At 52.9% G+C, this 13,522-nt stretch carries 16 protein-coding genes; 2 read left to right on the top strand and 14 right to left on the bottom strand.

What is annotated here, in order from left to right; all coding sequences use genetic code 11:
- Window positions 1–6: 6 nt before the first annotated feature.
- The 14 genes from tatA to trpC form a co-directional block, all read right to left on the bottom strand.
- Window positions 7–228: a Sec-independent protein translocase subunit TatA gene (gene tatA, locus GALF_RS02235; RefSeq protein WP_013292428.1), complete on the bottom strand. Its 222-nt coding sequence runs from the start codon at window positions 226–228 to the stop codon at window positions 7–9.
- 18 nt (window positions 229–246) lie between these two features.
- Window positions 247–594 carry a histidine triad nucleotide-binding protein gene (locus GALF_RS02230; RefSeq protein ID WP_013292427.1) on the bottom strand — a complete coding sequence of 116 codons (348 nt, stop codon included), beginning with the start codon at window positions 592–594 and terminating at the stop codon, window positions 247–249.
- Entirely contained in the window at window positions 591–908 is a 318-nt protein-coding gene (locus GALF_RS02225; RefSeq protein ID WP_013292426.1) for a phosphoribosyl-ATP diphosphatase, read from the bottom strand. Before GALF_RS02225 ends, GALF_RS02230 begins: the two co-directional genes overlap by 4 nt.
- On the bottom strand, window positions 905–1,324 hold the full coding sequence (hisI, locus tag GALF_RS02220; RefSeq protein WP_013292425.1) for a phosphoribosyl-AMP cyclohydrolase: 420 nt from the start codon (window positions 1,322–1,324) through the stop codon (window positions 905–907). The genes GALF_RS02225 and hisI overlap by 4 nt, the downstream gene beginning before the upstream one ends.
- Window positions 1,321–2,079 carry an imidazole glycerol phosphate synthase subunit HisF gene (gene hisF / locus GALF_RS02215; protein ID WP_013292424.1) on the bottom strand — a complete coding sequence of 253 codons (759 nt, stop codon included), beginning with the start codon at window positions 2,077–2,079 and terminating at the stop codon, window positions 1,321–1,323. Before hisF ends, hisI begins: the two co-directional genes overlap by 4 nt.
- Entirely contained in the window at window positions 2,079–2,825 is a 747-nt protein-coding gene (hisA, locus tag GALF_RS02210; protein WP_013292423.1) for a 1-(5-phosphoribosyl)-5-[(5-phosphoribosylamino)methylideneamino]imidazole-4-carboxamide isomerase, read from the bottom strand. Before hisA ends, hisF begins: the two co-directional genes overlap by 1 nt.
- Window positions 2,826–2,843: 18 nt before the next feature.
- Complete coding sequence (hisH, locus tag GALF_RS02205; protein WP_013292422.1) at window positions 2,844–3,479, bottom strand: imidazole glycerol phosphate synthase subunit HisH; 636 nt, start codon at window positions 3,477–3,479, stop codon at window positions 2,844–2,846.
- Window positions 3,480–3,481: 2 nt separating this feature from the next.
- On the bottom strand, window positions 3,482–4,069 hold the full coding sequence (hisB, locus tag GALF_RS02200; RefSeq protein WP_013292421.1) for an imidazoleglycerol-phosphate dehydratase HisB: 588 nt from the start codon (window positions 4,067–4,069) through the stop codon (window positions 3,482–3,484).
- A gap of 71 nt (window positions 4,070–4,140) precedes the next feature.
- Window positions 4,141–5,232, bottom strand: coding sequence for a histidinol-phosphate transaminase (hisC, locus tag GALF_RS02195; protein ID WP_013292420.1), 1,092 nt, complete (start codon window positions 5,230–5,232; stop codon window positions 4,141–4,143).
- A gap of 468 nt (window positions 5,233–5,700) precedes the next feature.
- Window positions 5,701–6,966: a hypothetical protein gene (locus GALF_RS02190; RefSeq protein WP_013292418.1), complete on the bottom strand. Its 1,266-nt coding sequence runs from the start codon at window positions 6,964–6,966 to the stop codon at window positions 5,701–5,703.
- Between the two features lie 203 nt (window positions 6,967–7,169).
- Entirely contained in the window at window positions 7,170–7,529 is a 360-nt protein-coding gene (locus GALF_RS02185; RefSeq protein ID WP_013292417.1) for a four helix bundle protein, read from the bottom strand.
- 79 nt (window positions 7,530–7,608) lie between these two features.
- Window positions 7,609–8,235: a 2-polyprenyl-3-methyl-6-methoxy-1,4-benzoquinone monooxygenase gene (coq7, locus tag GALF_RS02180; protein ID WP_013292416.1), complete on the bottom strand. Its 627-nt coding sequence runs from the start codon at window positions 8,233–8,235 to the stop codon at window positions 7,609–7,611.
- A gap of 125 nt (window positions 8,236–8,360) precedes the next feature.
- A complete protein-coding gene (locus GALF_RS02175; protein ID WP_013292415.1) occupies window positions 8,361–9,428 on the bottom strand; it encodes a porin in 1,068 nt (355 codons plus the stop codon).
- A 183-nt stretch (window positions 9,429–9,611) separates the two neighbouring features.
- Window positions 9,612–10,400 carry an indole-3-glycerol phosphate synthase TrpC gene (gene trpC / locus GALF_RS02170; RefSeq protein ID WP_013292413.1) on the bottom strand — a complete coding sequence of 263 codons (789 nt, stop codon included), beginning with the start codon at window positions 10,398–10,400 and terminating at the stop codon, window positions 9,612–9,614.
- An 82-nt stretch (window positions 10,401–10,482) separates the two neighbouring features.
- On the opposite strand from trpC, the gene GALF_RS02165 reads away from it, so the two are divergent.
- Both GALF_RS02165 and lpdA read left to right on the top strand, forming a co-directional pair.
- Complete coding sequence (locus tag GALF_RS02165; protein WP_150102645.1) at window positions 10,483–11,742, top strand: glutamate-5-semialdehyde dehydrogenase; 1,260 nt, start codon at window positions 10,483–10,485, stop codon at window positions 11,740–11,742.
- A 17-nt stretch (window positions 11,743–11,759) separates the two neighbouring features.
- Entirely contained in the window at window positions 11,760–13,520 is a 1,761-nt protein-coding gene (gene lpdA / locus GALF_RS02160) for a dihydrolipoyl dehydrogenase (protein WP_013292411.1), read from the top strand.
- The last annotated feature ends 2 nt before the right edge of the window (window positions 13,521–13,522 follow it).

Genomic DNA, 13,522 nt, shown 5'->3' with positions numbered 1-13,522 from the left:
GCCGGTTTAGAGGTTGCTATGGGTCTTGCTTTTAACTTCACCTTCGATGGTTTGTCCATCTTCCTTGATCTGTTTGGCAGGTTCTTCAGCAGGGGTGCCCATGCCTTCCTTGAAACCCTTCACCGCCCCGCCCAGATCGCTGCCGATGTTGCGCAGCTTCTTGGTGCCAAATACCAGCATGACGACCACCAGAACAATCAACCAATGCCAAAGACTCATCGAACCCATACCGAACTCCTTAGATATTTAACTACGTTTAACCATAGGCGGAATGTTGCCGCCACCGATGACATGCACATGCAGATGAAAGACTTCCTGACCACCGCCGCGCCCCGTATTGATCACCGTGCGAAAACCGTCATCCAAGCCCTGCTCTTTGGCAAGTTTCGGCGCCAGCAAGAGCAGTTTACCCAGCATCGCCGCGTGACGCGGTTCTGCCTCCGCCAGTGAGTTAAGATGCGGCTTGGGGATTAGCAAAAAGTGGACCGGCGCTGCGGGATTAATATCGTGAAACGCCAGCACGTCGTCGTCTTCAAAGACTTTCCGGCAGGGAATCTCGCCGCGGGCTATCTTGCAAAACAGGCAATCGCTCACGCTCCACCTCGGCTGTTTTTTTCTGTAATCCCGGACAAGCCCTCCCGGCGCGCCAGCTCGGTCAATACATCGTCCGCCGACAAGCCGTGATGGGACAGCATCACCATGCAGTGAAACCACAAATCCGCCGTTTCATAAACGATGTGAGCCTTGTCGCCTTCTTTGCTGGCTAATATCGTTTCCGTCGCTTCTTCGCCAATTTTTTTCAAAATGGCATCTTCACCCTTACTGAACAGTTTGGCGACATAGGAGCTATCTGGAGACGCCAGTTTGCGCGACTCGATGGTTTGCGTAAGCGTTTGTAATATTGTCATTTTTTGTAAATCTCATCAGGGGATTTGAGCACTTCGTCCACCTCGCACCACTCACCCTGCTCCAGACGGGTAAAGAAGCAACTCTCGCGACCGGTGTGACAGGCAATGCCGCCCTGCTGCTCGATTTGCAGCAGAATCACATCCGAATCGCAATCGAGACGAATTTCTTTCACCTTCTGGATATGGCCGGATTCCTCACCCTTATGCCACAGTTTGCGACGCGAACGCGACCAGTAAACCGCCTCGGATTTTTGCCAGGTGAGCAACAGCGCCTCGCGATTCATCCATGCCACCATCAGTACGCGACCGGTGAGCGCATCCTGCGCAATAGCGGGAATCAGACCGTCATCCGACCAGTTGATCCGTTTGAGCCAGGGCTCATTTTTTTGCTCAGTATCCTGCATGCCGGGTTTCATAGCCTGACCTCGATGCCTTGCGTCGCCATAAATTGCTTAGCCTGCTGGACAGTGTATTCACCGAAATGGAAGATGCTCGCCGCCAGCACCGCATCCGCGCCACCTTGCGTCACGCCGTCCGCCAAATGCTGCAGGTTGCCCACGCCGCCGCTCGCGATGACCGGGATTTCCAGCGCGTTCGTCACAAGACGCGTTAATGCCAGATCAAAACCCTTTTTTTGCCCGTCGCGATCCATACTGGTCAGCAAGATTTCCCCCGCACCCAGCTGCTGCATTTTAGCAGCCCACTCGACGACATCAAGCCCGGTGGCTTTTCGCCCGCCATGGGTAAAGACTTCCCAGCGACCGGGTTCCACCTGCTTGGCATCGATCGCGACCACGATGCATTGAGAACCGTAACGGCTGGCCGCATCTGCCACCAACTGCGGATTGAGTACGGCCGAGGTATTGATGCTGACCTTGTCCGCACCCGCATTGAGCAGATTGCGCACATCGGACACCTCGCGCACGCCGCCGCCGACGGTCAGAGGAATAAATACCTGAGAGGCAACCTGTTCGATGATGCGAAAAATAATGCCTCTATCGTCCGAACTGGCGGTGATATCGAGAAAGGTCAACTCGTCTGCGCCCTGCTCGTCGTAGCGTTTAGCGATCTCGACCGGATCCCCTGCATCGCGCAACTCGACAAAGCTCACGCCTTTCACGACGCGCCCGCGCGTCACATCCAGACAGGGAATAATGCGTTTAGCCAGCATTACAGTCGAGGTGTCAGTTCGTCGGCCAAAGCCTGCGCCGCACGAAAATCCAGTGTGCCTTCGTAAATCGCGCGGCCTGTGATGGCACCCGTGATGCCTTCACCCTGCACGGCGCACAATTTTCGCACGTCATCCAGATTGGTGATACCGCCGCTGGCGATGACAGGCACATGCAATGGACGCGCCAGTTCAACCGTTGCTTCGATGTTGACGCCCGAGAGCATGCCATCGCGGCCGATATCGGTGTAAATAATCGCCTCAACACCGTAATCTTCAAAGCGCTTGGCAAGATCCGCTACGTCGTGGCCTGTGAGTTTTGACCAGCCGTTCACCGCAACTTTGCCGCCCTTGGCATCCAACCCCACCATGATGTGACCCGGAAACGCATCGCACGCCTCGTGCAGAAAACCCGGCACCTTGACAGCAGCGGTACCGACGATGATGTAGGTCACCCCCAGATCCAGATAACGTTCAATCGTTTCCAGATCGCGGATACCGCCGCCCAGTTGCACCGGCACATCGCTGCCGACCGAGGCGATAATGCTGCGCACCGCCGCTTCGTTTTTAGGTTTGCCGGCAAATGCACCGTTCAGATCGACCAGATGCAGGCGACGCGCGCCCTGATCAAGCCAATGCTGTGCCGTCGCGGCGGGGTCTTCGGAAAACACCGTGGATTCTTCCATCAAGCCTTGCTTGAGGCGTACACAATGACCGTCTTTTAAATCAATCGCAGGAATTATTAGCATGGCGAATAAATAGTGAGGTTAAGGATTCCAGTGTATAAAATTTTGCAGCAGTTTGAGCCCTGCCGCCTGGCTTTTTTCAGGGTGGAACTGCACCCCGAACAGATTGCTACGCGCAACCGCACACACGAACGGCTCCGGATAGTCGCTCGTGGCCTGAATCAGACTCTGATCTTGAGGTTTCACGTAGTAACTATGTACATAATAAAAACGCGCATCCTGAGCGATACCGTTCCACAGCGGATGATCGGTATGATGGCGAACCTGATTCCAGCCCATGTGCGGCACTTTAAGTTTATTGCCCTCGGCATCCTGCATACCGCCTGCGAAACGCAACACGTCGCCCGTCAAAACACCTAAGCCCGGCACATCGCCTTCTGCACTGTGTTCGAACAGCATTTGCAAGCCAATACAGATACCAAGAAACGGCTTGGTTTGCGCCGCATCAACCACCGCATTGCGCAAGCCACGCGCATCCAGTTCACGCATACAGTCGGGCATCGCACCCTGTCCGGGAAACACCACGCGCCCTGCCTGCGCAATCACGGCCGCATCATCGGTGACGACGATATCCCCAGTCGGCGCAACATGGCGCAAGGCCTGTTCGACCGAGCGCAAATTACCCATGCCATAATCAACTATTGCGACATCGACCATTTTCAGAGACACCCTTTGGTCGAGGGCATCATGCCTGCCATGCGCGGATCGACTTCGATCGCCATGCGTAGCGCACGACCGAACGCCTTAAAGATCGTCTCGGCCTGATGGTGCGCGTTAGCACCTGTCAGATTGTCGATATGCAAAGTCACCAGCGCGTGATTGACGAAGCCTTGAAAAAACTCATGAAACAGATCCACGTCGAATTCGCCGATCGTACCGCGCACGAACTCGCAGTTGAATACAAGCCCGGGCCGACCCGACAGATCGAGCACCACGCGCGAGAGTGCTTCATCGAGCGGCACATAAGCGTGACCGTAACGCGTCAGCCCCTTCTTGTCGCCCACCGCACGGGAAAATGCCTGGCCCAGCGTGATCCCCAGATCTTCTACGGTATGATGCGCATCAATATGCAGATCGCCACGTGCCACGACAGTGATATCGAGCAAGCCGTGACGCGCGATTTGATCAAGCATGTGATCTAAGAACGGCAAGCCCGTCTCAAAACTCGACTGCCCCGTTCCATCCAGATTGAGTTCGACGCTGATCTGCGTTTCCAGCGTGTTGCGTGTAACTTTTGCACTGCGCATGTTTGACCTCAAACAGTGTGGTAAATAGTGTAATGCTGCAAAAACTGCCGATTAATTGCGTCGAAACTCGCCTAATCGACTGTGCTTTGCAAACAATGTTGCAATGCCGCTATAAACAGCGCGTTTTGTTCGGGTGTACCGACTGTCACGCGCAAGCAATCCGTCAGCATCGGGTGTCCACCGTTCAGATTCTTGATCAGCACGCCGCGCTCTTTCAATCCGTTAAACACGCCGGTGGCATTTGCAATCCGGAACAGTAAAAAATTCGCTTCAGAATCAAAGACTGCAACGCCTTTGATTGCAGCGAGCGCCTGATGCAGCGCAACACGATCCTTTTTGATTTGTTCGGCCTGCCGCAACAGTACATCGTGGTTGTCCAGCAACTTTTGCGCGACCAGTTGCGGTAACACACCGACATTATACGGCAAACGCAGCTTTTCCAACTGAGCAAGCCACTGCGAACTACCGACCAGAAAGCCAAGCCGCAATCCTGCCATGCCGAGCTTAGAAAAAGTTCGCATCACCAATAGGTTCGGGTATTGCGCCAGCTGCGGCACAAAGCTGTCGCTGGCAAAAGCGTAATACGCCTCATCGATGACGACCAGCCCCGGGGATGCTTCGATAATCTCGCGCACCTGATCTTTGGCGAACAGGTTGCCGGTTGGATTATTCGGGTAGGCTAAAAACACCAGCGCAGGCTGTTCACGCCTGATCGCCGCCAGTGTCGCCGGAAAATCGAGCGAATAATCATCCGCTAACGGCACACCCACATAGCGCATGCCGACAAAGGTCGCGATCATCTTGTACATCACGAAAGACGGCTCGACCGAAAGCAGCACAGCCCCCGGCTTGTTGACCGCCATCGCCAGCAACTGAATCAGCTCGTCAGAACCGTTGCCCAGCAGTACGGACATCCCATCCGTCAATCCAAGTAGCTGTGCAATTTTTTCCTTGAGCTCGCGCGGGTCAGGATCAGGATAACGATTGATGTGCGCCGCCCCTACTAGTTGCGCGATTTCGTCTTGCAACGATTGCGGCACCAGATAAGGATTTTCCATCGCATCGAGCTTGATTAAGCCCGTACAGTCGGGCACATGATAGGCGGATAGCGCTTGAATTTCGGGACGAATCAGAGTTTGAACCAACTGGGATACGGATGACATAAAAGGCGATAGAACGTAATTGAAAATACGGTACGAAGCTTACCACAGCTCAATCTTTACTGCGCAAAAGACATGATGAAAAGCCGCCACGACCCTAGGCATTTTAAAAATTTTTAATCCATCACATGACAATCCGATTTTGCAAGTTTGTCATGCATTCGATTTACCCTCAACGCAGCTCAACTTGGCAATTTTCCTTACATAAACTCAATCGTTTGAATATTGATCACGGCCTCACTATATGCTGCGCGATAATGCAGCATCGCATACTCCTCCAACCTATCTTGATCAAAATTCCTTCTGATCATTGACATGTCTCGCCTCGCATATCAACACAGCGCCGCTTAGCAAACTTACTGATTAAAAAAAACAGGGGAGACTTTCGTCTCCCCTGTTTTAGTTTTCTGCCGGACGAGCTAACCGGTATTCTGGTTAACGAATCCTGTGCAAGCTTTGTTTAGCCTAAGCTTAGAACAATGCTTCCATCATCAGAGATGTAACGGTCTTGCCAACTGGCGCAGCCAATGTTGACCATGCTGTACCGGATTGAGCAGAATGTGTCAGGCTCAATTCGATGTTTTGTGCCAATTCGTAAGTTGCGCCAACCTGAATCGCGTTGTCAGTCAGCTTAGCACCAACCGCATCAACAGCACCGCTGTTAGCGTTACGGAATGCCAGTTGTACTGTTGCAATGCCTGGAATTACGCCCAGCTCAGCACCGATGTTGAAAGTAGAACGGGTAACTGCATTGTTTGCATTCAAAGCATTCAGACTGCCGATGATAGCTGGTGCTGTACCGTATGAAGCGTACACACCCAAGCCCAGACCTGAAACTTCGCCTTGAGCCTGGAAGTCGATAACAGTTGCCTTAACTTCGCCCAACAACTGAGAAGCGCCGCTGAATGACTGAATACCAGCACCCATGTCAAAACCGCCCGCTTCCATCAGACCTGCTACGCGAACGTAGGTCAATGGCAGAGAACCGGCTGTACTTGTACCTACACCAGCGATGTCGTACTTACCAACGTTGATGAAACCCAAGTTAGGGTTAGAAGCAACCAGAGACAAACCGGTAGCTGCTGTGTTTGTACGCAGATACTGTGATGCAGAATAAACGCCGGTGTGACCGCCGTTAGGGTTGCTAGATGCGCCAGCTGCGAAGTTACCGTTCAAGGCCGTCATCTTGTGCGTGTTAACTGCACCGGTGTTCAATGTTTCAAAGCTGTATGCAACGCCTTGGCCATTGCTGGTGTGTGCAACAACACCAACGCGTGCATCACCAACTGGGAACATCAATGCCAATTTAGCAGCGCCAGTACCAGCAGTCTTACCCAGACCCATTTCAGACAGGAAACCTGCGAATTCAGCGATGCGACCACCGTAAAACATTGACAGTTCGCCGCCTGAAGCAGGAACAAACCATGCACTGTTGCCACCCTTCAGGTTGCCAGTAGCGCCGCTTACTGATTCAGTACCGGTTGTAGTCAAAATACCGAAGTTCAGGTTAGCTGGGATGTCCAGATGTTCGCCTTCTACTTTACCTTGCGCGCCCATCATGGTGAAGCCGGCGCTCTTAAATGCGCGACCGAAACCATTCAACAATGGAAAATGCTGGAAGTGACATGCAGAGCAAGCCATGCCTGTTTGACGTGCAAAAACTGGAACAGCAGACGCTTCTGGAGCGAATGCAGCTGCGGCCATAACGGCTGCGATCGAAAGTACGATTTTCTTCATGATTTATCCTTAGTTAAATTTTTGAAGTGATTGCAAGACCTCCCTGCTTTCACTGAGGACGGACTTTATAGAAACACGACCTCAACTGCAAAATTTTATTTTCACACTGTTGTTTTTTTGCAACAAAGACAAAAAGGCAGGATTGAGGATTGAGGATTGCAAGGTGAGGATTGAGGATTGAGGATTGCAAGGTGAGGATTGAGCTATTTAATTTTTTCAGCAAGCGATCTTTTTAACCCCGAAAGCATCTTGCCAATTTCGTCCGTGTTCGACAGTAGTACAACAGCAGCATCCTCTCGAATAAAATCCAACCTGACTGCAATTTGAATCTGCGTTTCGAGCTCCATCAGTGAACCGAATGCAATTGATAAAAAATTCAGGTACGACGCCGTCGATTTTCGACCATGCCCTTCAGCGATATTAGAAGGAACAGAAACCGCAGCTCGCCTAATTTGTGAAGAAAGCCCGAAGCGCTCTTCAACTGGAAAGGTAGCGGTAACTTTGTAAATCTCCGTCACCAAGTCCATCGCCTTTTGCCAGACAATTAGTTCGCTATATTTCATCCTCAATCCTTCACGCAACAACTTAGGGTCTAGCCCTCTAGTTGTGCGGGGAATGCCCTTGCGGCATCAATCCTCAATCCTATATATGGTATGCCGCGCCGGTCATAACCTTACCATTCAGCTTCATCAGCATTTGCACGGGTTTAGGTAAGGGCGCGCCGCCCAACTCAACCGCCATCTCCGCGTGACCGATTTCATCCGTATACATCTGCGCCACAATTGCACGACTTTTTTCGTCCTGCACCGGTAATTTAGCCAGATGGCTCTGTAAATGACTGCCCACCTGCTGCTCGGTTTCTGATAAGAATCCCAGATTCCATTTATCCCCCAGCAAGCCGGCAAAGGCGCCAATCGATAAGGATGCCGTGTACCAGAACGGATTAAGCACACTCAAATGCCCGCCCAACTCATGCACCCGATGTGCCGTCCAGGCCAGATGCTCCGTCTCCTCTTCTGCCGCATGCTGCAATTTTTGCTGCACCAGCGGGTCACGCGCAGTCATCGCCTGCCCCTGATATAAAGCCTGCGCGCAAATCTCGCCACTGTGATTGACGCGCATCAAGGCGGCTGCCTGACTTTTTTCTGAGTCCGACATCGACGCCTCCATGACGTCGGCATCAGGATAGGGCCTTGCGCTGTGCGCCCGACTAAACAAGGTGCGTAACCCCTTGTCGAACTCAACGATAAAACGATCCAGATTTAACATGCCGCCCCCAAACTTTTCACGATCATGCAATGTAGAGAATTAAAAACGTCGCGTCAAATAAAAACGGCCACCCGAAGGTGACCGTTAAGTTTCTTTTTGCTAAACCCCGACTAGCGGGGAGGCAATTAGAATGAGTGAACCATACCTACACCAAAGCCAGACAATTTAGCGCCAGCAACTGAACCGACAACGGCTGTACCGCCGCTCAGGTTGTAGTTAGCGTTTGCGTCATTCTTCAGAGCAGAGTACATACCGTACAGTTCTGTGCGCTTGGAGAAGTTGTAACCGTAACGCAGGGACAACTGATTTGAACCAGAGTTAACAGTTGCACCCAGGTTACCAGCATTAACATAAGACAAACCAATGTTGCTAGCACCCATGGTGTACTTACCAGCCAATTCCCATGCATTGCGTGATGCAGATACACCAGCAGTAGTGCCAGTCAAGTTTTCATAAGTCAGACCAACCAGACCATTGTCAAACTTGTAAGCACCAACCAGACGGTTACCACTGCTCTTGTTGCCAGCAGTAGCGGCATTGGTAGCCAGCGTTGCATCCTTGAATGTTTCGTAGCCGTAAGCTGCGTAGAACATGTCATTTTCGTAAGTAGCTGACAAAGAAGCGACAGACTGGTTCAAAGTCGTGGTCTGAACGTTATCTGTACCGTATGCAACCTTAGCTTGGAAACCACTCAAATTTGGAGTCCAGTATTGAACAGAATTCTTCAAACGATTGTTAAAGTTGACACCGGCACTACCGGTACGACCCAGCACATTGATTGCAGAAGCGAAAGTTGTATTGTCAAACAGCTCAACCTTGTTGTGGCTAACCTTGTAAGGCGTATCCCAGATACCGATGAAAGCAGTACCGAAGTCGCCAGTCAGACCCACGTTGCTGTTGCGAGTACCGTTACCAAAACCGTTGCCGGCATTACCATTCAGATCAGCTTGAATTTCCAGCTGCCAAATGCTTTTCAGGTTACCGCCCAGATTTTCAGAACCCTTCAAACCCAAACGTGTTGCGTTTGAAGATACACGATTCAGACTATTAGATACGCCAGCGCCAACATTATTACTTGTAACGCCTTCAAAATCCGCATTCAACAAACCGTATACAGTTACGTTGCTGGTGTCAGCAAATGCTGGCGCTGAGATTGCTGCGGCGATAGCCAGAGCGATAATTTTCTTTTGCATAAAAACTCCTTAAATAGTGCGTTTTAACCGGCAGCACATGCTCCCGGCTGAATAGAAAGTCCGAACTCGCAAACTTCTGGAACGGATTATGCCCAAAGAAAAAATGCCCGCAACCCCATTCACGCATTTGTAACAAAAGTTTCACAAAGTGTTGTTTTTTTACAACAAGCACTTACAAACCCCTTACAAAAATACTTTTTCGAGCTCCTCACCCGGATTGTCGGCGCGCATAAACGCCTCGCCGACCAGATAACAGTCCACTTTATTCGCGCGCATCAGCGCGACATCGGTGGAATTTAAAATCCCGCTTTCGGTGACCACAATGCGATCACTGCCGATACGGGGCAAAAGATCCAGCGTATTTTGCAGACTCACCTCAAAGGTGCGCAGATTGCGGTTATTCACCCCGATCAAAGGCGTCGTCAATTGGAGTGCTGCGTCGAGCTCAATCGAATTGTGCACTTCGACCAACACCGCCATACCGAGACGATGCGCCAGCGCCTCGAATGCCTGCATCGTTGCAAGATCGAGCGCGGCGGCAATCAGCAATATCGCATCCGCTCCCATCGCGCGCGCCTGATAAATCTGGTATTCATCGACGATAAAATCCTTGCGCAATACAGGCAGATGACAGGCGGCACGCGCCAGCTTTAGATACTCGGGACATCCCTGAAAAAACTGCGCATCAGTCAACACCGACAGGCAAGCGGCCCCGTGTGCCTCATAGCTGACCGCAATCGCAGCGGGATTAAAATCCGCCCTTAAAACACCTTTGCTGGGACTGGCCTTCTTGATCTCGGCGATCACGGCCGACTTTCCCGCTGCAATTTTTGCGCGTACAGCCGCCACGAAATCTCGCGCAGGTGCGACGTGTTCCGCCTCGCTACGCAGCAGCTCTAATGGCTTGATGGCGCGTGCCGCGGCGACTTCCTGAGCTTTCACAGCCAGAATTTTATTCAATATGTCAGACATTTTGCATTCCTATTAACATTCCGCGCATTTTAACATCAAGCTGAATGCTAAAATGCGCCACCCTTCCGGCATGAAAGACATTATGGAAAATATTCAAGCATACATGCAGCAAGTGGGCATTGCAGCCCGAACCGCATCCCGCACCCTAGCGCAGGCCGACACGTCGGCCAAAAACCGTGCGCTGGGGGAAATTGCCACGACCTTGCTGGAACAATCCGCACTCATTCTGACCGCCAATTCACGCGATGTCGCTACCGCGCGTGCAGCGGGTCTGGATGAAGCCTCTATCGATCGCCTGACGCTGACGGAAAAAACGATCCGTGCTATGAGCGAGGGCTTGCTGCAAATCGCGCAACTACCCGATCTGATCGGCGCGATTACCGATCTTAATTTCCGCCCCTCGGGCATTCAGGTCGGCAAAATGCGCGTTCCGCTGGGCGTCATCGGCATCATTTACGAGTCACGCCCGAATGTCACGGCAGATGCGGCAGGCCTTTGCATCAAATCCGGCAACGCGGCGATTTTACGGGGCGGCTCGGAAGCCATTCATTCGAATCAGGCCATCGCAGCCTGCGTCCATGCGGGACTCAAAGCCGCAGGCCTGCCCGAGAGCGCAGTCCAGGTCGTTGCGACCACCGATCGCGCTGCTGTCGGCGAACTCATCACGATGAAGGAATACGTCGATGTGATCGTACCGCGCGGCGGCAAGAGCCTGATCGCGCGCATTTCAGCCGATGCGAAAGTGCCGGTCATCAAACATCTGGATGGCATCTGTCACGTGTATATCGACGATGAAGCTGATTTAGACAAGGCGATCCGTATTGCCGACAACGCCAAGACGCACCGCTACGGCGTATGCAATGCGATGGAAACCCTGCTGGTCGCCGAGGGAGTGGCCGCTCAAGTGTTGCCGCCGCTATGCAAGCTCTATCTCGAGAAAGGCGTAGAATTGCGCGGCGATGCTGCATGCTGCGCGCTGGTGCCGCACATGACGTTAGCGGTCGAAGAGGACTGGCACACCGAGTATCTCGCGCCTATCCTGAGTGTGAAGATCGTGACCGGCATGGATGAAGCAATCAATCACATCGCAACTTACAGCTCGCAGCACACCGACACCATCGTCACGGAAAATTACTCGCGCGCGATGCGATTTTTGCGCGAGGTCGATTCAAGTTCAGTCATGGTAAATGCGTCCACGCGTTTTGCCGACGGATTTGAGTATGGGCTGGGTGCTGAAATCGGCATCTCAACTGACAAGATACACGCACGCGGCCCGGTCGGCTTAGAAGGACTGACGTCGCAAAAATACATCGTATTAGGTAGCGGACAGATCCGCGTTTAACGACTAGAGAGAACAATATGAGCCAAACCATTGAAGTAAAAGTACCGGACATCGGCGATTTCAAGGATATCGCCATCATCGAAGTATCCGTTAAGACCGGGGATACCGTGACGGCGGAACAGTCGCTGATCACGCTGGAAACCGACAAGGCCGCCATGGAAGTGCCGAGCCCTGCCGCTGGCGTCGTCAAGGAACTGAAAGTCAAAGTGGGCGATAAGGTATCAAAAGGCTCGATGGTGCTGGTGCTCGAAGTTCCCGATTCCGGCATCAAAATTCAATACGACGCAGATCCGAAACCGGATGCGGGAGCCCGGAGTCAGGATGCAGCGACTTCTGAACCCCGAATCCCGAATCCTCAATCTTCTGATATTCACGCCGAAGTCGTTGTCCTAGGTGCCGGCCCCGGCGGCTACACTGCTGCGTTCCGCGCCGCCGATTTGGGCAAGCAGGTTGTGATGATTGAGAAGCACAGCAGTCTGGGCGGTGTGTGTCTCAACGTCGGCTGCATCCCGTCCAAGGCGCTGCTGCATGTCGCAAAAGTCATCTCTGAGGCCGAAGAAGTCAGCCATCACGGCGTCACTTTCGGCAAACCCGCCATCGACATCGACGCGATCCGCAGCTGGAAAGAGAGCGTCGTCAACAAGCTGACCGGCGGCTTAAAGCAACTGGCTAAGCAACGTAAGGTTCAGGTCGTACAAGGCGTGGCGAAATTCGTGTCCGCCAATTCGATTTCAGTTGCAACACCAGAGGGCGAAAAGCTCATCACCTTCGATCACGCGATCATCGCCGCAGGGTCTAGTGTCGCGCGCATTCCGGGCTTTCCTTACGACGATCCGCGCATCATCGATTCGACCGGCGCACTGGCGCTGCAGGATGTACCGAAACGCCTGCTGATTTTGGGCGGCGGCATTATCGGCCTTGAAATGGCGACCGTGTATGACGCACTGGGCTCTAAAATTTCTGTCGTCGAACTGATGGATCAGCTGATCCCAGGCGCCGATAAGGATATGGTAAAACCGCTGCACACCCGCATCGCCAAACGCTACGAGGCGATTTATCTCAAGACTAAAGTCACCAAAATAGAATCCCTGCCCGAAGGCCTGCGCGTCACATTTGAAGGCGAGCAAGCGCCCGAACCACAACTGTACGACCGCGTACTGATGGCGGTCGGTCGCCGCCCCAATGGCCGTGAAATCAATGCGGAAGCTGCAGGACTCACGGTCAACGATCGCGGCTTTATCCCGGTTGATAAACAGCAGCGCACCAATGTACCGCACATCTTTGCGATCGGCGATATCGTCGGCGACCCGATGCTGGCGCACAAGGCGGTACACGAAGGCAAAGTGGCGGCTGAGAATATCGCCGGACACAAGGCATATTTTGAACCGCTGACCATTCCATCGGTCGCCTACACCGACCCTGAAATTGCTTGGATGGGTCTAACCGAAACACAGGCAAAAGCACAGGGGATCGCCTACGAAAAGGGCGCATTCCCGTGGGCCGCTTCCGGTCGCGCACTGTCAGTCGGACGTGAAGAAGGCATGACCAAGGTGCTGCTCGATCCTGTGAGTCGCCGTATTCTGGGCGCTGGCATTGTCGGCGTGAACGCGGGCGAACTGATTGCGGAGGCCGTACTCGCGCTGGAAATGGGCGCAGATATGGAAGACATCGGTCTGACCATCCACCCGCACCCGACCTTGTCTGAGACACTCTGTTTTGCCGCAGAAATGGCCGAGGGCACCATCACCGATCTGCTGCCACCGCGCAAAAGGGGCTAAAC

The organism is Gallionella capsiferriformans ES-2, assembly GCF_000145255.1.
In the GTDB taxonomy this organism is placed as follows: domain Bacteria; phylum Pseudomonadota; class Gammaproteobacteria; order Burkholderiales; family Gallionellaceae; genus Gallionella; species Gallionella capsiferriformans.
The sequence above is the reverse complement of the archived record's forward strand: the minus strand, read 5'-3'. Positions and strand labels throughout refer to the sequence as shown.